We start from the raw sequence: 18,896 nt of genomic DNA, 5'->3' as shown, positions 1-18,896 counted from the left end.
AAACGCCCGGTTACATTCCGAACCCGGAAGCTAAGCCTTACAGCGCCGATGGTACTGCAGGGGGGACCCTGTGGGAGAGTAGGACACCGCCGAACTCCTTTTAGAGCTCTGGCTCTTGGGCATACAGCCCGAGGGCCAGAGCTTTTTTGCGTTGGGGTATGGTCAGGGGGCATCGTTGGCTCATTTTCTACTGGAGGCCCCCGGGTGGAGGTCCAGGAGACCCGTGTCCAGACAAACCGGGTGCTCACCATCCCGAACATCCTCAGCATGGCGCGTCTCGTCGGCGTGCCCGTGTTCCTGTGGCTGATCCTCCGGCCTGAGTTCGGAGGCCCGCAGAGCGACGGCTGGGCCCTTCTCGTGCTGGCTTTCAGCGGGGTCAGTGACTATCTGGACGGCAAGCTCGCACGGCGCTGGAACCAGATCAGCAGCCTCGGCCGGCTCCTCGACCCCGCTGCAGACCGGCTCTACATTCTCTCGACTTTGGTCGGTCTCACCTGGCGGGAGATTCTTCCTCTCTGGTTGACCGCTGTACTTCTTGCGCGTGAGCTGGTTCTGCTGGTGATGGTGGGCATCCTCAGGCGTCACGGGTATCCCCCGCCGCAGGTGAACTTCCTGGGGAAGGCGGCCACCTTCAACCTGATGTACGCCTTCCCGCTGCTTCTGCTCAGTGACGGAAGTGGATGGCTGGCGTCACTCGCTGCTATTTTCGGATGGGCGTTCGCCGGATGGGGTACAACGCTCTACTGGTGGGCAGGAGTCCTCTACGTGGTACAGGTCCGCCGCCTCGTTCGTGCGGACGCCATGGCCGACTGACCTCGCCGATCGGCAGCAGCAGTGGCTCGATGGCCCGCGGCGGGAAAGTGCGGGACAATCTGGACGGGTGAAGTCGGCTAGACCGTCGTCTCTTTTTAGGAGGACGCTTCCGACATGAAGGCCGTCGTGATGGCCGGAGGCGAAGGCACACGCCTTCGCCCTATGACCTCAAGCATGCCCAAGCCGCTCCTGCCGGTGGCCAACCGGCCGATCATGGAGCACGTTCTGAGGCTGCTCAAAAGGCATGGGCTCAACGAGACCGTCGTAACAGTCCAGTTCCTGGCGTCTCTGGTCAAGAACTACTTCGGTGACGGCGAGGAGCTCGGAATGGAGCTCAGCTATGCCAACGAGGAGAAGCCACTCGGTACCGCCGGAAGCGTCAAGAACGCAGAGGAGGCGTTGAAGGACGACGCCTTCCTCGTCATCTCCGGCGATGCCCTCACCGACTTCGACCTCACCGAGCTGATCAACTTCCACAAGGAAAAGGGTGCGCTGGTCACCGTCTGTCTGACGCGTGTGCCCAATCCGCTGGAATTCGGCATCACCATCGTCGACGAAGAAGGCAAGGTCGAGCGTTTCCTGGAGAAACCGACCTGGGGCCAGGTCTTCTCGGACACGGTGAACACGGGTATCTACGTCATGGAGCCCGAAGTCTTCGACTACGTCGAGGCCGATGTTCCCGTCGACTGGTCCGGTGACGTCTTCCCGCAGCTGATGAAGGAAGGCAAGCCGGTCTACGGCTTCATCGCCGAGGGCTACTGGGAGGACGTCGGCACACACGAGAGCTACGTGAAGGCCCAGGCCGACGTGCTTGAGGGCAAGGTGGACGTCGAGCTCGACGGGTTCGAGATCTCGCCCGGCGTGTGGGTGGCCGAGGGCGCCGAAGTACACCCCGACGCCGTACTGCGTGGGCCCCTGTACATCGGGGACTACGCGAAGGTCGAAGCCGGCGCCGAAATCCGCGAGCACACGGTCGTCGGATCCAACGTCGTCGTGAAGAGCGGGGCGTTTCTGCACAAGGCCGTCGTGCACGACAACGTGTACGTCGGGCAGCACAGCAATCTGCGAGGCTGTGTCGTCGGGAAGAACACCGACATCATGCGGGCGGCCCGGATCGAGGACGGCGCCGTCATCGGCGACGAATGCCTGATCGGTGAAGAATCGATCGTGCAGGGCAATGTGCGGGTCTATCCCTTCAAGACCATCGAAGCCGGCGCGTTCGTCAACACATCGGTGATCTGGGAGTCGCGGGGGCAGGCGCACCTCTTCGGCGCCCGCGGGGTTTCCGGAATCCTGAACGTCGAGATCACGCCCGAGCTGGCCGTGCGTCTCGCCGGGGCCTACGCCACGACCCTCAAGAAGGGATCGACGGTCACCACGGCCCGGGACCACTCCCGTGGCGCCCGTGCGCTGAAGCGGGCGGTCATCTCCGCGCTCCAGGCCAGCGCCATCGACGTACGCGACCTGGAGAACGTACCGCTGCCCGTGGCGCGGCAGCAGACCGCGCGGGGGAGTGCCGGCGGGATCATGATCCGGACCTCGCCCGGGGTTCCGGACTCCGTGGACATCATGTTCTTCGACGGGCAGGGCGCCGACCTGTCGCAGGGCAGTCAGCGGAAACTGGACCGGGTGTTCGCGCGGCAGGAGTACCGGCGGGCGTTCCCCGGAGAGATCGGGGACCTGTACTTCCCGGCCAGCGTCTTCGACTCGTACACCGGGTCGCTGCTGCGGAACGTGGACACGACGGGGATCACCGAATCCGGGCTCAAGGTCGTCGTGGACGCCTCGAACGGCAGCGCCGGGCTGGTGCTGCCGAGCCTGCTGGGGAAGCTCGGGGTGGACTCGCTGACCATCAACCCCGGCCTGAACGAGGCCAGACCAACGGAGACGGGCGACCAACGGCGCTCCGGGCTCGTGCGGCTCGGGGAGATCGTGGCCTCGTCGCGGGCCGCGTTCGGCGTGCGCTTCGACCCGGTGGGTGAGCGGCTCTCCCTCGTTGACGAGAAGGGCCGCATCATCGAGGACGACCGGGCGCTCCTCGTGCTGCTCGACCTGGTGGCCGCCGAGCGGCGCAGCGGGCGGGTGGCCCTGCCGGTCACCACCACGAGGATCGCCGAGCAGGTGGCGGCGTATCACGGGACGCAGGTCGAGTGGACGACGACGTCGCCCGACGACCTGACGCGGGTCGGGCAGGACGAGGCGACCATCTTCGGCGGGGACGGCAAGGGCGGCTTCATCGTCCCGGAGTTCAGCAGCGTCTTCGACGGTACGGCGGCCTTCGTGCGGCTGATCGGGCTGGTGGCGCGGACACAGCTCACCCTCAGCCAGATCGATGCGCGGATCCCGCGGGCGCACGTCCTGAAGCGGGATCTGGCGACCCCGTGGGCCGTCAAGGGGCTGGTGATGCGGCGGGTCGTCGAAGCGGCCGGAGATCGCTTCGTGGACACCACCGACGGTGTGCGGGTGGTGGAGACGGACGGGCGTTGGGTGATGGTGCTGCCCGACCCGGCCGAGGCCGTCACCCATCTGTGGGCGGAGGGTCCGGACGACGCGTCCGCGCAGGCCCTGCTCGACGAGTGGTCGTCGGTCGTGGACAGCGCCGGACGCTGAACCACGCGCACGCGCGCGTGCCGGACACGTGCCCCCAAGGGGGTCGGTCCGGCACGCCGGTGGGGCCATTCGGAGGTACTGGGCGCGACGTGCGACGATGTGCGGCATGCCGCAGCAGCCCCCCGTTCGGAGCACACCCGCGCGCGCGTCGCGTCCGGACGCGTCCATGTCGCTGCTCACCAAAGTCATGGACCACAGCCTCGACGACGGGTATGCCGAGGCCGCCGCCCGCAAGCGGGCCGAAGGCGCGGGCGGCCTGCCCAAGACGGTGCGGGCGAAGCTCGGTCTCGCCGCAGGGCTGGTGCTCGCGGCCCTCGTGGTCACCGTCGGGGCGGCGCAGGCGCGGGTCGCGGCTCCGGTCGTCGCCAAGGAGCGCGAGGAACTGATCGATCGCATCGACCGCGAGACCAAGGCCGCCGACAAGCTCGAGAGCACCGTCGACGAGCTGCGCGACGACGTGAGCGCCCGGCAGCAGAAGGCGCTCAAGCAGAGCGGGGGCAGTGAGCGGGCGGACCTGGTGGGCATCCTGTCGGGCGCCGTCGAGGTGCACGGCCCGGGCGTCAGACTGGTCGTGGACGATGCCAAGGAGGCCACCACGGGCGGTGACGGCGACCCGCGGGAGACCTCCGGTTTCTCCGACACCGGGCGGGTCCGGGACCGTGACATGCAGCGTGTGGTGAACGGGCTGTGGGCGTCGGGCGCCGAGGCGGTCTCCATCAACGGACAGCGGCTGACGGCGCTGTCGGCGATCAGGGCCGCGGGGGAGGCGATACTGGTCGACAACAAGCCGCTGGTGCCGCCGTACACGGTGCTCGCTGTGGGGGACGGGAAAAATCTCAGTACCCGGTTCCAGAACAGCGCCGACGGGCTGTATCTCAACGCCCTGCAGGAGAACTACGGCATTCGGACGGCCATCTCCGTGGCGAACGACATCCGGCTGCCCGCCGCACCGAGTGTGATCGTACGTACAGCACAGCCGAGAACTGAGAAGGACGCATCGTGATCGCCGTACTGGGCCTCGTCGTGGGAGTCGTGGCCGGCCTGTTGGTCCAGCCAGAGGTTCCGGCAGCTGTCGTGCCGTATCTGCCGATCGCCGTGGTGGCGGCGCTGGACGCCGTGTTCGGCGGGCTGCGCGCCATGCTCGACGGCATCTTCGACGACAAGGTGTTCGTGGTGTCGTTCCTGTCGAACGTGGTCGTGGCCGCCCTGATCGTGTTCCTGGGTGACGAGTTGGGCGTGGGGTCGCAGCTGTCCACGGGTGTCGTGGTCGTCCTCGGCATCCGGATCTTCTCCAACGCCGCGGCGATCCGTCGGCACGTCTTCCGGGCGTGAGGCCGATGAGCGAGCAGGATGAGGCACCCGGGAACAGGCTGCGCAAGGAGTTGCCCGACGAGGTGCCTGTGACGTCGTCTGAGGACGGTGCGGCCGAGAAGCCGGCCGCGCCCGTGCTGACCGGCCGGCAGCGGCTGGTTCAGGGGCTGTGGCCGCCGCGGGTGTCGCGGGCCCAACTCATCGTGGCTCTGCTGCTGTTCGGCCTCGGTTTCGGCCTGGCGGTCCAGGTCGCCTCCAACAGCGACAGCGGCAACGCTCTGCGCGGCGCGCGGCAGGAAGATCTTGTACGCATCCTCGATGAACTGGACGACCGCAGTCAGCGTCTTTCGGACGAGAAGCAGGGACTCGAGAAGCAGCAGCAGGAGCTGGAGAACAGCTCCGACCAGGCCGAGGAGGCCCGGAAGCAGACGGTCGAGAAGGAGAGGCAACTCGGCATTCTGGCGGGCACGGTGGCTGCGCAGGGGCCCGGCATCACGATGACCATCGAGGACACGAAGGGGACGGTCCAGGCCGACATGTTGCTCGACGCGATCCAGGAGCTGCGCGCGGCGGGGGCCGAGGCGATCCAGGTGAACGGTGTGCGGGTCGTCGCCGGCACGTACCTGACGGATTCCGGCAAGAGCGTGAGCGTCGACGGGAACAAGATCAACGCGCCCTTTCGTTTCAAGGTCATCGGCAACCCGCAGGACCTCGAGCCGGCGCTGAACATCCCTGGAGGCGTGGTGCAGACTCTTGAGAAGGAGCAGGCCACCGTGACCGTCGAGCGGTCGGACAAGATCGTCGTGGACGCCTTGCGAGCGGCGAAGCAGCCTGACTACGCTCGGTCGTCGGTCCAGTGAACCGGTGGTGCATGCGGGGCGTCCGGCAGGGGCATGAGGTTGCGGGGGGTCGACGCACCGATCGGGTGGTGCGTGGTGGAAACTGTCTGGTGGACATGGACGTTGTGAAGGTGTCCGGGTCGGCCGGTGTATTCAGTCAGGGTTCGTCCTGCCCCACGGGCGGGTCTGTTTCGGTCAAGGGGAATCGCCCGTGAAGTTGTTTGCGAAGTTGTTCGGCAAGAGCGCGCGAGAGGGCAGCGACAACGCGACCGCTCGTCATCGCGCACAGCCTGATGCAGAGGGTCAGCGGCCGTTGTTCAGGGACCAGGTGGGTGGTCCGGGCGGCGACATTTCCGGAGGTCAGGGTGCGGCGTCTGTTGACCCTGCGCAGTCCGGCGGCATAGGTTTCGGCCAACCGTCAACCTCAAGTGCGGGTGGAGGGTTTTCCCCTATGTCGGCCCTGGTGTGTACGAGGTGCGGTAACCGCAACGCGGAGAACAGCCGCTTCTGCTCCAATTGTGGCGCTCCGTTGCGTCCCGGGCTGACGCCCGAGCGCGCGTCGGAGACGACCTCCACCATCTCCATTTCCGGTCTTGAGGCCTACGACGCCGAGGTCACCGGTCAGACGCAGTTGCCCGCGCTGTCTCCCGAGGCGCAGGCCGCGGTCGACGCGCTGCCGCTGGGTTCCGCGTTGCTGGTCGTGCGCCGCGGTCCGAACTCGGGCAGCCGCTTCCTTCTGGACGGCGACCTGACGACGGCCGGCCGTCATCCGCAGAGCGACATCTTCCTCGACGACGTGACGGTCTCTCGTCGCCATGTGGAGTTCCGGCGCAATCCGGACGGCACGTTCCGGGTTGCGGACGTCGGCAGTCTGAACGGCACGTACGTCAACCGGGAGCGGATCGACGAGGTCGCTCTGTCGAACGGTGACGAGGTGCAGATCGGCAAGTACCGGCTGGTCTTCTACGCGAGCCAGCGGGGCTACTGACCCTCCCCGGACGCCGTCCGGGGGGACCCCAGGGAAGGTCCATGCTTCGAACACCGAGGGGCGGTGTCGGCCACGGCGCCGCCGCCGCGGACGGTGGCCCGATGAGCATCGGCACCGTGCTGAACGCGCTGCGCGACGAGTTTCCCGACGTCACCATCTCCAAGATCCGTTTCCTGGAGTCGGAAGGGCTCGTCGAGCCGCAGCGGACCCCGTCGGGGTACCGCAAGTTCAGCGCGGAGGACGTCGAGCGCCTCGGTCACGTACTGAGGATGCAGCGGGACCACTACCTGCCGCTCAAGGTCATCCGCGAGCATCTGGACGCCATGGAACGCGGCGAGGCCGCGCCGTTGCCGTCCGTCGGCCGGCAGCGGGACGGCGAGGCGGTCCTGGAGCCGTCGGAGGGGCCCACCGTGGCCCGGATCGGCCGGTCCGAGCTGCTGGCGGCTGCCGGAATCGGTGAGCCGGAGCTCGCGGAGTGGGAGTCGTACGGGCTCGTCGTGCCCTTGGAGGACGGGGTCTACGACGCCGAGGCTGCCACGGTGGCCGCGCTCGTGGCGGAGCTGGGCAGGTTCGGGATCGAGCCCCGGCATCTGCGTGTGATGAAGGCCGCGGCCGATCGTGAGGCCGGGCTCGTGGACCAGGTGGTGGCTCCGCTCAGGCGTCACCGCAATCCGCAGACCAGGGCCCATGCGGAGGCCCGTACGAAGGAACTCGCGGGGCTCACGGTGCGGCTGCACGCTGCGCTGGTCCAGACCGCGCTCGGGGTGCGGCTGCCCTGAGCGGGCGGTTTTGCCCAGGGCGGATCGGTCACCCGTTCCCGGCCCGACTACCCAAACGTCCCGGGCACGGCCTAGGGTTGCTGTGTGAACGAGCTCGATGTCGTAGGTGTCCGGGTCGAGATGCCCTCCAACCAACCGATCGTGCTACTGCGTGAAGTGGGAGGCGACCGTTACCTTCCCATCTGGATCGGACCGGGGGAGGCGACGGCCATCGCTTTCGCCCAGCAGGGCATGGCTCCCGCGCGACCGCTGACCCACGACCTGTTCAAGGACGTGCTGGAGGCCGTCGGCCAGGAGCTCACCGAGGTGCGCATCACGGATCTGCGCGAGGGCGTCTTCTATGCGGAGCTGGTCTTCGCCAGCGGGGTCGAGGTGAGCGCGCGGCCGTCCGATGCCATAGCGCTGGCGCTGCGCACGGGGACACCGATCTATGGCAGTGACACGGTGCTCGACGACGCGGGGATCGCCATCCCGGACGAGCAGGAGGACGAGGTGGAGAAGTTCCGCGAGTTCCTCGACCAGATCTCGCCCGAGGACTTCGGCACCAGCAACCAGTAGTCGGCACACAGGCGTGACACGGGCGTCCCGTACGGGGCGCCCGTCCTGTTCACGGCAAATGCCGGCGGCGAGTGAGAGCGTCCTACGGCTCGTTCTCGGCGCATTCGGCTAGCCTTTCCCCGCGGTGGGGTGCGGGAAACCACTCCTAGGGTGATTATCACTCGGCGTGCCGAGTGTGGCGATCGTTGACGCACCCCTGGTGACTGCCTACCGTCGAGAAGGCAGGTCAAGGACGGAGGTCGGCGTGAGAAGCAGCGGCGACGGTACGGCTGGGGGTGCCCCCGGACTCGGTGTCGGGGGGAGCGGTCCGTACCCTCCCCCAAGCTCTCAGCTGCGCTCGGGCAGGGGGTATCCCCCTCACGGCAGCGCGGCCGATCACGCCCCTCATCGACCGGCGGCCGTGCCGAGCAGCGGAGGGGCGACATCCATGGCGTCCGAGCAGATCGGCTATCGCGGCCCGACGGCTTGTGCGGCCGCGGGCATCACCTATCGGCAACTGGACTACTGGGCCCGCACCGGGCTCGTCGAGCCGAGTGTGCGGCCCGCTCACGGGTCGGGTACGCAGCGGCTGTACAGCTTCCGGGACGTCGTCGTCCTGAAGATCGTCAAGCGTTTCCTCGACACCGGGGTGTCGCTGCAGAACATCCGCACCGCCGTCCAGCATCTGCGGGAGCGCGGGTTCAGCGACCTGGAGCGCATGACGCTGATGAGCGACGGCGCCACGGTCTACGAATGCACCTCTCCGGACGAGGTGCACGCGCTGCTCCAGGGCGGTCAGGGGATCTTCGGGATCGCCGTGGGCGTGGTGTGGCGGGACGTCGAGAGCGCGCTGTCGCAGTTGCACGGGGAGCGGGTCGACACCGGTGAGACGCTCGTCGGGCACAACCCGGCGGACGAGCTGGCGCGTAGGCGCAACCGGGCGGTCTGAGGCCCCTCGCGCGATGTGAGGGGCGGCTGTACGACCTCATTGTCAGTGGTGTGGTGCAGCATCGGACATGTGAGAAACGCGCCCACGATCCTGCATCTCGACATGGATGCCTTCTTCGCGCAGGCGGAGCAGGCGTCCAAGCCGAGTCTGCGTGGGAAAGCGGTGGTCGTGGGCGGTCTGGGGCCCCGCGGAGTGGTCGCGACCGCGTCGTACGAGGCGCGGGTCTTCGGGGTCCACTCGGCGATGCCCATGGCCCAGGCGCGCAGGCTGGCTCCGAACGCGGCCTATCTCGTTCCGCGCTTCGCGTTCTACCGGTCGATCAGCGAGCAGGTCATGGAGCTGCTCGGGGCGCTGTCGCCGCTGGTGGAGCCGTTGAGTCTGGACGAGGCCTTCGTGGACCTGGAGGCCGGGGAAGCGGCCTGGGACAGCGAGTCGGCGCGGCTGGCGGGCATCAGGCTGCGCGCGGACATCCGGGCGGTCACCGGGCTCACGGGTTCGGTGGGTCTGGCCTCCTGCAAGATGCTCGCGAAGATCGCCTCGGAGCAGGCGAAACCCGACGGTCTCGTGCTGATCGAGCCGGGCACCGAGCGGGCGCTGCTCGGGCCCATGTCGGTGCGGACCCTGCCGGGGGTCGGCCCGGCGACCGGCGACCATCTGAGGCGGGCCGGGATCACCACGGTCGACGAGATCGCCGAGGCCGGTGAGGACGAGTTGGTTCGGCTTCTGGGCAAGGCCCATGGGCATGCCCTGCACGCCATGGCGCTGGCGCATGACGACCGGCCCGTGGTGGCCGAGCGGGAGACCAAGTCGGTGTCGGTCGAGGACACGTACGACGTGGACATCCACGATCGGGTCCGGGTCGAGCTGGAGGTGCAGCGGCTGGCGGACCGGTGTGTGCGGCGGCTGCGGGGGGCGGGTCTGTCGGGGCGGACCATCGTGCTGAAGGTGCGGCGGTACGACTTCTCCACGCTCACCCGGTCCGAGACCCTGCGCGGTCCCACGGACGACCCGGCGGTGATCCGGGAGGCGGCGGCCCGCTTGCTGGACTCCGTGGACACGACGGGTGGGGTGCGGCTGCTCGGCGTGGGCGTCAGCGGGCTGGCGGACTTCACGCAGGAGGACCTGTTCGCGCAGGCGGCGGAGGAGCGCGCGGCAGGGCCCGAGGAGGAACTCGCGGACGAGCCCGTCGGCGAGGAGCCGGTGCCGGTCGAGCACCAGTGGCGGCCGGGACACGACGTGCGGCATGCCGAGCTCGGCCACGGGTGGGTGCAGGGCAGTGGGCTGGGCCGGGTCACGGTGCGGTTCGAGACGCCCGAGTCGGAGCCGGGACGGGTGCGGACGTTCCGGACCGACGACCCGGAGCTGGAGCCGGCGGATCCGCTGCCGCTGGTGCGGCGAATACCTGAGGAGGACGGCCGGACTGGGAACTCCCGGCGAGACGGATCAGTTACACAGAGTGAAGCCGCTCACGGTGTGGGGTGAGTCGGAGAGGCGGCGGCGTCCTGCGAGGTGGCGCCGGTAGGGGAGGGGAGAGCTGGATGAAACTGCACGGAGGCCGGGTCGTGGACGCGGGTGGGGTGTCGCCGGAGCGTGAGGCGGAGATGCGGCAGGTGGTGGATCGCGTCACCCGCTGGGCCGCGAACCGGAGCGACGTGGTCGGGCTGCTCCTCGTCGGGTCATGTGCGCGTGGCGCCGCGCGACCCGATTCCGACGTCGATCTCGTGGTGTTGTCGACGGCCACTGACCAGTACGCCGCCGACGACGCCTGGGCGCGGGAACTGTCTCTGGGAGAGCTGGTCCGCGTGCAGGAATGGGGGCCCATCACCGAATGGCGGTATGTCACCGGTTCCGGTCTGGAAGTGGAGGTGGGCGTCGGTTCTCCCGACTGGGCGCGGGCCGATCCGGTCGACGACGGGACGCGGAGAGTCGTCACGGACGGCGCCCGGCCGCTGTACGACCCTGCCGGGATCCTTCGGGAGCTGATACAGGCCTGTGTCTGAGGGGCTCAGCTCTCGTCCGTGCCCGCGAGCCGGCCGAAGTCGTGGTCGGGGAGCGGAGGCGGGGCGGCCACGTCGAGGCCGTAGTGGTGGTAGAGCTGGAGTTCCTGTTCCGGAGAGAGGTGGCGGCCCACGCCGAAGTCCGGGGCGTCCTTGATCAGAGCCCGGTCGAAGGGAATGTGCAGAGTGCCCTCGACCAGCTCGCTGGGCTCCAGAGGGACGAAGGCGTCGCGGGAGAACAGACCAGTGCGTATGGCCGCCCACTCCGGGACGCCGGTGGCGTCGTCGAGGTAGACCTCGTCGACGGTGCCGATCTTGGTGCCGTTGCGGTCGAACGCCTTGCGGCCGATCAGGTTGCGCGGATCGATGTCGGTCTGCACGGGCCCTCCACTTGGTCGCAACTCATCCGTAAGCACTACAAAAGAGCACTTTGGGACGGGCGGCCACTCGAGAGGGTGGCGTTGACCTCGCTGGTAGTCTGACAACGGCTGCTGACCCCGTGCGGGAGAGTCCTCCGGACACCATCGGAGGCGCCGAAGGAGCAAATCCTCCCCGGAATCTCTCAGGCTCACGTACCGCACGGACGAGGTCACTCTGGAAAGCAGGGCGGGTGCCGACGGCGTCGACGGCGTCCGCTCTCACCGACGGTGAAAGCCGGCTGTCCTCGGGCGGCCGGTGAAGCTCTCAGGTTGAGATGACAGAGGGGGAGGCCGTCCGGGTACCCGCGCCGTGGTGACCCTCGAAGGTCGTCAGACCAGGAGGCCTCAGAAATGACCGCCGATCGCATTCCGCTCTCCGAACTCGAACAGGGAATCCCCTTCGAGCAGCGCCACATCGGGCCCGACCTCGAGGCGCGGGCCAAGATGCTCGCGCAGGTCGGCTACGGCTCGCTCGACGAGCTCACCGCCGTCGCCGTACCGGATGTGATCAAGAACGCCGACACGCTGGACCTGCCGGGCGCGCGCACCGAGGCCGAGGTGCTGGCGGAACTGCGTTCGCTGGCCGACCGCAACCAGGTTCTCGACTCGATGATCGGGCTCGGGTACTACGGGACGTTCACGCCGCCCGTGATCCTGCGCAACGTCATGGAGAATCCGGCCTGGTACACGGCCTACACGCCGTATCAGCCGGAGATCTCGCAGGGTCGGCTCGAGGCGCTGCTGAACTTCCAGACCATGGTCGCCGACCTGACCGGTCTGCCCACCTCCGGCGCGTCGCTGCTCGACGAGGCCACGGCCGCCGCCGAGGCCATGGCGCTGTCCCGGCGGATGGGGAAGAACAAGAAGGGCCTCTTCCTCGTCGACGCGGACGTGCTGCCGCAGACCATCGCTGTGATCGAGACCCGTGCCGAGCCGACCGGCGTGGAGGTCGTCGTCGCGGATCTGAGCGACGGCATCCCGGCGGAGCTCGCCGGGCGCGAGATCAACGGCGTGCTCGTGCAGTACCCCGGAGCCTCCGGCGCCGTGCGCGACCTCAAGGCGATCGTCGACGAGGCGCACGGGCTCGGCGCGCTCGTCACGGTGGCCGCGGATCTGCTCGCGCTGACGCTGCTGAAGTCGCCCGGTGAGCTGGGGGCGGACATCGCGGTCGGCACGACGCAGCGGTTCGGGGTGCCCATGGGCTTCGGCGGGCCGCACGCCGGCTACATGGCCGTCCATGAGAAGTTCGCGCGCAGCCTGCCCGGGCGGCTCGTGGGGGTGTCCGTCGACGCGGACGGGCACCAGGCCTACCGGCTCGCGCTGCAGACGCGTGAGCAGCACATCCGGCGTGAGAAGGCCACGAGCAACATCTGCACGGCGCAGGTGCTGCTGGCGGTGATGGCGGGCATGTACGCCGTCTATCACGGGCCGGAGGGGCTGCGGGCGATCGCCCTGCGCACCCACCGGTACGCGGCGATCCTCGCCGCCGGGCTCGCGGCCGGAGGTGTGGAGGTCGTGCACGGGTCGTACTTCGACACGCTGACCGTGCGGGTGCCGGCGAAGGCCGCCGAGGTCGTCGCCGCCGCGCGGGAGCACGGGGTCAACCTGCACCTCGTCGACGCCGACCAGGTGTCGATCGCCTGCGACGAGACGACCGGGCGGGCGCAGGTGGCCGCGGTCTGGGCCGCCTTCGGCGTGGACGGCGACATCGAGTCGCTCGACACGGCCACCGCCGACGCCCTGTCCGCCGGGCAGCTGCGGTCCGACGCGATCCTGACGCACCCCGTCTTCCACCGGCACCGCTCCGAGACCGCGATGCTGCGCTATCTGCGCAGGCTCGCCGACCGGGACTACGCGCTGGACCGGGGCATGATCCCGCTGGGCTCCTGCACCATGAAGCTCAACGCGACCACCGAGATGGAGCCGGTCACCTGGCCCGAGTTCGGGCAGCTGCACCCCTTCGCGCCGGCCGAGCAGGCGGAGGGCTACCTCACGCTCATCCGGGAGCTGGAGGAGCGGCTCGCCGAGGTCACCGGGTACGACAAGGTGTCCCTGCAGCCGAACGCCGGGTCGCAGGGGGAGCTGGCGGGGCTGCTCGCCGTCCGCGGGTACCACCGGGGCAACGGGGACGAGCAGCGGACGGTCTGCCTGATCCCGTCGTCCGCGCACGGCACGAACGCGGCGAGCGCCGTCATGGCGGGTATGAAGGTCGTCGTCGTGAAGACCGCCGGGGACGGCGAGATCGACGTCGAGGACCTGCGGGCGAAGATCGAGCAGCACCGGGACGAGCTGGCGGTGCTGATGATCACCTATCCGTCCACGCACGGTGTCTTCGAGGAGCACGTCGCGGACATCTGCGCGCAGGTGCACGAGGCGGGCGGGCAGGTGTACGTCGACGGCGCCAACCTCAACGCGCTCGTCGGGCTCGCCAAGCCGGGGCACTTCGGCGGGGACGTCTCGCACCTGAACCTGCACAAGACGTTCTGCATCCCGCACGGCGGTGGCGGCCCGGGGGTAGGGCCGGTCGCCGTACGATCGCATCTGGCGCCGTATCTGCCGAACCACCCGCTGCAGCCCGCCGCCGGGCCGGAGACGGGTGTGGGGCCGATCTCTGCGGCTCCCTGGGGCTCCGCCGGGATCCTGCCGATCTCCTGGGCCTATGTGCGGCTCATGGGCGGCGAGGGGCTCAAGCGGGCCACGCAGGTCGCGGTGCTCAGCGCCAACTACATCGCCAAGCGGCTGGAGCCGCACTACCCGGTGCTCTACACCGGCCCGGGCGGGCTGGTCGCGCACGAGTGCATCATCGACCTGCGGCCGCTCACCAAGGCGACCGGGGTGAGCGTCGACGACGTCGCCAAGCGGCTCATCGACTACGGGTTCCACGCGCCGACGATGTCGTTCCCGGTGGCCGGGACACTGATGATCGAGCCGACCGAGTCCGAGGACCTCATCGAGCTGGACCGTTTCTGCGAGGCGATGATCGCCATCCGCGCGGAGATCGAGAAGGTCGGGACCGGCCAGTGGTCGGCCGAGGACAACCCGCTCCGGGGCGCCCCGCACACCGCGGCCGCGCTCGGCGGGGAGTGGGAGCACGCGTACACGCGTGAGGAGGCCGTCTTCCCGGCCGGAGTGTCCGCCGCCGACAAGTACTGGCCGCCGGTGCGCCGGATCGACCAGGCCTTCGGCGACCGGAACCTGGTCTGCTCGTGCCCCCCGCTGGACGCGTACGAGGACTGAGCGGGCGAGGCGCTGCTCGGCTGGGGTTTCCCAGCCGAGTCGCCGTCCTTGCCGATGATCAGGGCACCTCTCAGTGACCGGGCAGGGCCTGCCTGGAGCCGGCCGCCGCGGTCGGGGTGCGCGGGGCACGGGGGGTGATCCCGACTCGTCTGCGCGCTGCGGAGCTGCTCAGGCCCTGGTCCGTGAGCGGGACGTGTTCGGCGCGCTCATGGGCCAGGGCTTGCGGCGCCGAGCCTGGAGTCCGTCGCACCGCTCTCGACGCGCCCCCAAGGCGTTCTGTGCCGTGGGCGGGGTGTCTAATCGGTGGCCAGGGACACCTCGGTCGCCTTGATCAGTGCGATGACGTCGGAGCCCACGAAGAGACCGAGGTCGGTGGCCGCGTCCTTGGTGATCGCCGCGGTGAGTTCGCCGCCCGCCACGGTGATCTTCACCGCGGCCATGGCGCTGCCGATCATGAGACCGGTGATCGTGCCGGGGAGCCGGTTGCGGATCGAGAGGCCGTCCACCGGGCCGGTGGCCAGGGAGACGTCCGTCGACTTCACCAGTGCGCGGACGGCGGTACCGGTGGTGAGGCCGAGGTGGTTCACGGCCTCCAACGTGATGGCCGCCGTGACGTCCTGGCCGCCGGCCAGGCGGACCGTGACGGTGGCCATGACCTCGCCGGGGTGGACGGCGGTGACGGTGCCGGGGAGCTGATTGCGGATGCTCAGGGTCATGGGCACCAACGGTAGGGCTCTGCTCGGTTTATGCCGGGTATGCGTGGGTCTGCGTCGCGTTCAGGTGCGGTCGATGTGTACGTTTGTCGACTTCACGCGGGCCGTGGCCTCCATGCCGACCTCCAGTCCCAGTTCCTCGACGGCCTCGCGGGTGAGCAGGGAGACCAGACGGTGCGGGCCGGCCTGGATCTCCACCTGGGCGGCGACGTCGCCGAGCTTGATCGCGGTGACGATGCCGGGGAAGGCATTGCGGACCGACGTGTACGGGGTGTCCTCGGCGGGGCCGTCGGCCCGGGCGAGTGCCACGGAGAAGGCAGCGAGGTCCTTGCCGTCGATGAGGCGCCGTCCGGCCTCGTCGCGATGGGTCGCCACCCGGCCGGCGTCGGCCCAGCGGCGTGCGGTGTCGGGGCTCACGCCGAGCAGCCGTGCCGCCTGGCCGATTGTGTAACTCTGCATGCCGGTCACGATAGGGCCGTGAGCGGCAGGTGGTGGACATGGGGCGGGGGCCGGGCCGTGCAGGCGCTGAGCGCGACCGCGGGGGACGGTCGGCCGACCGTGGATGCGCCCGCCGGCCGGGGTGGAGGCTGCCCTGCCGTGCGGATGCCGGGGGAGGGGGCCGACCGCGCTCACGGCCGGCATGGGCGCGGCCGACCTGCCGGTCGCCCCCGGCTCGCCGCGGTCTGCGCACTCGTCCGCATGAACCCCGCCGACCAGCGCACCCTGGCCGTCCTCGGCGCGGCGACCGGCACCGGCGAACGCGCGAGGGCGGTGCCGGCTGGTCGGTGCCGCGGCGGCTGCCGATGAGCCGTCCCGGGGGACGTGACGCTGGATTTCAGCTGGGCGGGGTTCGGGCGCGGCACCCGTCGAGGCGGGCCGGACAGGCGGTGCGGCACGCTGCGGCTGGAGACAGCGGCCGGGGACAGAGGGGCGTGGTGGACGCCGCCGCGCTCGCTGTCGAGTTCGCCCAGATCAAGGGCCGCTGTGCCTCTTCGGCGGACGGGCCTCAGGGCGGATCGTGGTGTGGCCGCCGCGGCGGAGTCCGTTGGGCGCGAGCCAGGAGTGCCGCGGGCGTCCTTCAGAGCAGGCCCGAGGCCTTCAGGATCTCCCGTGCGATCGGGTCGTCGATCTCGTGACGCAGGCGCTCCAGCACCTCTGCGCCTTCCCGTAGGGTGCCGCGTTCCAGGGAACGGCGTGCTCCTGTGTCGAGTTCGTGCCAGAGCAGCGGGTCTCCGGTGAGTACCCGGGGGTCCAGCTCCAGCCGGTGTCCGTGGGCGTCGGACAGGACCAGGTGGGCGGAGGCCCCGGCGTACTGGCGTACGGCGACCAGCGCGTCGGTGCGCACCTGGCGCCGACGGACCGGGCCGCTGACGGCCAGCAGGCCGGGGCCCGCGGCGACCCTCGGGGGGAGGAGCACGGCGAGGACGCCGGCGGAGAGGGTCAGCCACAGCAGGGCACGGGGGAGGGTGAGGGTCTCCGCGTCCCAGTCGACCAGGAACGCCAGAGCGCAGAAGCCGAGCGCGCAGCCCGTCGCGAGCCGGACGTCGGCGCGCCGGCGGCGGTCGACGGTCGGGTACGCCGGTCCGCCGCCGCCGCGGCCTTGCCCCTGCCCTGCTTCCGGCCCTTGCATGAGCCCGAAGGTAGGCCGCTCCGGGGGCCGCGTGGAGGGGTGCTGACGGGGTTCTGACGTTGACCGGCCGGATTCTTACGCGTTTCTGACGGTGCCGGGTCCCGGGATCAGCCGGTGTGCACGCGGGGGCGGCGGGCGCGGTCCGGTTCCGCCTCGCGCAGGACCTCGCGGGTGACCGGGGCGACCTCGCCCTGGCCGAAGAGGAAGAAGCGCAGGAAGTTGGCGAAGGGGTTGCCCTCGGTCCACTCGAAGTAGATGTGCGGGAGGCAGCCGGTGGAGTCGCGCGTGTGCAGGAGCAGCGCGGCCAGGGCGTTGGAGATGGAGGACGACTCCAGGGTCAGGACGCGGTAGCGGTTGTGCAGGACCTCTCCACGCACGGTGAGGCCGGACTCGAACTCGGACGGGTCGACGACCGTCACCTCGACGAAGACGAAGTCCTCGCCGGGGATGTCGTTGTCCTCGCGGATCTGCTCGATCTTGTCGCGGTACTCGGCTTTGTCCCGGCGGTCGGGCTCGTTGGCGATGAACCGTATCTTGCGGCTGGCCATGTCCCGGATGAAACGTTCCGCCATGTCGTCGAGCGTCACGCTCGTCACGCGGAGCTCGAAGGCGCGGGCGAGCCGGGAGAGGAGGGAGACGAGGATGATGCCGGCGATGAAGCAGGCGCCGATCTTCACGCCGTCGGGGCGCTCGATGACGTTCACGACAGTGACGTAGAGCAGGACCGCCGAGACGACGGCGAAGCCGATGGTCCAGCCGCGTTGCTGGGCGCGGCGGGCAGCGATGGTCACGGCGATCGCGGCGGAGGACATCAGGACCAGGACGCCGGTGGCGTAGGCGCCGCCCTGGGCGTCGACGTCGGCGTCGAAGATCCAGGTGACCAGGAAGGCGACCAGGGTGAAGACGATGACCATGGGGCGCACGGCGCGGGCCCAGTGCGGGGCCATGCCGTAGCGGGGGAGGTAGCGGGGCATCAGGTTGAGCAGCCCGGCCATGGCGGAGGCGCCGGCGAACCAGAGGATCGCGATGGTCGAGACGTCGTAGACCGTGCCGAAGGCGTTGCCCAGGTATTCGTGGGAGAGGTAGGCGAGGGCGCGGCCGTTGGCTTGACCGCCGGGCTCGAACTCCTTCTTCGGGATCAGCACGGTGGTGATGAAGCTGGTGGCGATCAGGAAGACGCTCATGATCAGGGCGGCGGTCGTCAGCAGCTTCTTGGTGTCCCGGATGCGGCCCTTGGGGTTCTCCGCGGTGTCGTCCGGGTCGCCCTGGACGTGGGGCATGACCGCGACGCCGGTCTCGAAGCCGGACAGGCCCAGCGCCAGCTTGGGGAAGACCAGCAGGGAGACGCCGATCATCGCGAAGACGTTGCCGTGCTCGGCGGTCAGGGCGTTGGACCAGTCGGTGACCACCTGGCCCTCGGTGAGCACGTGCCACAGGCCCACGGCCACCACGACCGCGTTCAGACCGAGGTAGACGACGACCAGGACGACGGCGACCCCGATGGCCTCCAGGAAGCCCTTGAGGAACACCGCGCCGAGCAGGGCGACGAGGATGAGCGTGATCACCATCTGCTGGTCGTGCAGGGTGCTGGTGAGGTGCGGGTTCTCGACCAGGTGGGTGGAGGCGTCGGCGGCCGACAGGGTGATGGTGATCAGGAAGTCGGTGGCGGCGAAGCCCAGCAGGGTCAGGACGAACAGCTTGCCCTTCCAGAAGGACAGCAGCCGCTCCAGCATGGCGATCGAGCCCTCGCCGTGCGGGCTCTCCTCGGCCACCCGCCGGTAGACCGGCAGGGCGCCCGCCAGGGTGACGATGACGAGCACGATGGTCGCCACGGGGGAGAGCAGACCGGCCGCGAGCGCGGCGATGCCCGGCTGGTAGCCGAGGGTGGAGAAGTAGTCGACGCCGGTCAGGCACATCACCCGGTACCAGCGCTGCCCCTTGGGCTCGGGCTTGGCCTCGGCGTTCGGGGCCGTCTGCTGAGCGTGCCCCTTGCCCATGTCGGACAGGCCCTCCAGCATCCAGGCGCGCAGGCGACTGGGGGGAGGGTGCTCGGTGGTGGCCATCGGCGTGCTCC

At 69.5% G+C, this 18,896-nt stretch carries 17 protein-coding genes, 1 rRNA gene and 1 riboswitch; of the genes, 13 read left to right on the top strand and 5 right to left on the bottom strand.

Annotation, left to right across the window (positions count from 1 at the left end; translation table 11 throughout):
* From rrf to ACZ5SK_RS35985, 12 genes are all read left to right on the top strand, one after another.
* A 5S ribosomal RNA gene (gene rrf / locus ACZ5SK_RS36040) occupies nucleotides 1-95 on the top strand; the annotation flags it as partial.
* A 109-nt stretch (nucleotides 96-204) separates the two neighbouring features.
* Nucleotides 205-813: a CDP-alcohol phosphatidyltransferase family protein gene (locus ACZ5SK_RS36035; RefSeq protein ID WP_319348035.1), complete on the top strand. Its 609-nt coding sequence runs from the start codon at nucleotides 205-207 to the stop codon at nucleotides 811-813.
* A 114-nt stretch (nucleotides 814-927) separates the two neighbouring features.
* Nucleotides 928-3,423 (top strand): mannose-1-phosphate guanyltransferase, encoded by a 2,496-nt coding sequence (locus ACZ5SK_RS36030; RefSeq protein WP_334583148.1) that lies wholly within the window; start codon nucleotides 928-930, stop codon nucleotides 3,421-3,423.
* Nucleotides 3,424-3,529: 106 nt separating this feature from the next.
* Complete coding sequence (locus tag ACZ5SK_RS36025; RefSeq protein WP_468577002.1) at nucleotides 3,530-4,426, top strand: DUF881 domain-containing protein; 897 nt, start codon at nucleotides 3,530-3,532, stop codon at nucleotides 4,424-4,426.
* Nucleotides 4,423-4,755 (top strand): small basic family protein, encoded by a 333-nt coding sequence (locus tag ACZ5SK_RS36020; RefSeq protein ID WP_020133151.1) that lies wholly within the window; start codon nucleotides 4,423-4,425, stop codon nucleotides 4,753-4,755. Before ACZ5SK_RS36025 ends, ACZ5SK_RS36020 begins: the two co-directional genes overlap by 4 nt.
* A gap of 5 nt (nucleotides 4,756-4,760) precedes the next feature.
* Nucleotides 4,761-5,594, top strand: coding sequence for a DUF881 domain-containing protein (locus ACZ5SK_RS36015; protein WP_334583146.1), 834 nt, complete (start codon nucleotides 4,761-4,763; stop codon nucleotides 5,592-5,594).
* A gap of 82 nt (nucleotides 5,595-5,676) precedes the next feature.
* A complete protein-coding gene (locus tag ACZ5SK_RS36010) occupies nucleotides 5,677-6,561 on the top strand; it encodes an FHA domain-containing protein (protein WP_319348038.1) in 885 nt (294 codons plus the stop codon).
* A 41-nt stretch (nucleotides 6,562-6,602) separates the two neighbouring features.
* Nucleotides 6,603-7,340 carry a transcriptional regulator FtsR gene (gene ftsR, locus ACZ5SK_RS36005; RefSeq protein ID WP_361710634.1) on the top strand — a complete coding sequence of 246 codons (738 nt, stop codon included), beginning with the start codon at nucleotides 6,603-6,605 and terminating at the stop codon, nucleotides 7,338-7,340.
* A gap of 84 nt (nucleotides 7,341-7,424) precedes the next feature.
* Entirely contained in the window at nucleotides 7,425-7,898 is a 474-nt protein-coding gene (locus tag ACZ5SK_RS36000; protein WP_004934251.1) for a bifunctional nuclease family protein, read from the top strand.
* Between the two features lie 244 nt (nucleotides 7,899-8,142).
* A complete protein-coding gene (locus ACZ5SK_RS35995) occupies nucleotides 8,143-8,826 on the top strand; it encodes a MerR family transcriptional regulator (RefSeq protein WP_173877778.1) in 684 nt (227 codons plus the stop codon).
* A 69-nt stretch (nucleotides 8,827-8,895) separates the two neighbouring features.
* Nucleotides 8,896-10,308 carry a DNA polymerase IV gene (locus tag ACZ5SK_RS35990; RefSeq protein WP_334583143.1) on the top strand — a complete coding sequence of 471 codons (1,413 nt, stop codon included), beginning with the start codon at nucleotides 8,896-8,898 and terminating at the stop codon, nucleotides 10,306-10,308.
* Between the two features lie 56 nt (nucleotides 10,309-10,364).
* Nucleotides 10,365-10,826, top strand: coding sequence for a nucleotidyltransferase domain-containing protein (locus ACZ5SK_RS35985; RefSeq protein WP_334583142.1), 462 nt, complete (start codon nucleotides 10,365-10,367; stop codon nucleotides 10,824-10,826).
* Nucleotides 10,827-10,831: 5 nt separating this feature from the next.
* Here ACZ5SK_RS35985 and ACZ5SK_RS35980 read toward each other — a convergent pair whose 3' ends face one another.
* Entirely contained in the window at nucleotides 10,832-11,203 is a 372-nt protein-coding gene (locus ACZ5SK_RS35980) for a PRC-barrel domain-containing protein (protein ID WP_079663616.1), read from the bottom strand.
* A 112-nt stretch (nucleotides 11,204-11,315) separates the two neighbouring features.
* A riboswitch (glycine riboswitch) is annotated at nucleotides 11,316-11,411 on the top strand.
* 182 nt (nucleotides 11,412-11,593) lie between these two features.
* Between ACZ5SK_RS35980 and gcvP the strand changes: the two genes are divergently transcribed.
* Nucleotides 11,594-14,479 carry an aminomethyl-transferring glycine dehydrogenase gene (gene gcvP, locus ACZ5SK_RS35975; protein WP_468576998.1) on the top strand — a complete coding sequence of 962 codons (2,886 nt, stop codon included), beginning with the start codon at nucleotides 11,594-11,596 and terminating at the stop codon, nucleotides 14,477-14,479.
* 296 nt (nucleotides 14,480-14,775) lie between these two features.
* On the opposite strand, the gene ACZ5SK_RS35970 is transcribed toward gcvP, so the two are convergent.
* The 4 genes from ACZ5SK_RS35970 to ACZ5SK_RS35955 all read right to left on the bottom strand — a co-directional run bounded on the left by ACZ5SK_RS35970 (nucleotide 14,776) and on the right by ACZ5SK_RS35955 (nucleotide 18,885).
* On the bottom strand, nucleotides 14,776-15,195 hold the full coding sequence (locus ACZ5SK_RS35970; RefSeq protein ID WP_334583140.1) for a TOBE domain-containing protein: 420 nt from the start codon (nucleotides 15,193-15,195) through the stop codon (nucleotides 14,776-14,778).
* 60 nt (nucleotides 15,196-15,255) lie between these two features.
* Complete coding sequence (locus tag ACZ5SK_RS35965; protein ID WP_079663619.1) at nucleotides 15,256-15,651, bottom strand: TOBE domain-containing protein; 396 nt, start codon at nucleotides 15,649-15,651, stop codon at nucleotides 15,256-15,258.
* A 619-nt stretch (nucleotides 15,652-16,270) separates the two neighbouring features.
* Entirely contained in the window at nucleotides 16,271-16,822 is a 552-nt protein-coding gene (locus ACZ5SK_RS35960) for a hypothetical protein (protein WP_334583139.1), read from the bottom strand.
* A gap of 107 nt (nucleotides 16,823-16,929) precedes the next feature.
* On the bottom strand, nucleotides 16,930-18,885 hold the full coding sequence (locus tag ACZ5SK_RS35955) for an APC family permease (protein WP_468576995.1): 1,956 nt from the start codon (nucleotides 18,883-18,885) through the stop codon (nucleotides 16,930-16,932).
* Nucleotides 18,886-18,896 lie beyond the last annotated feature (11 nt).

It is taken from the genome of Streptomyces sp. NPDC031474 (genome assembly GCF_055581185.1).
This window is presented reverse-complemented; position numbering and strand designations above follow the sequence as displayed.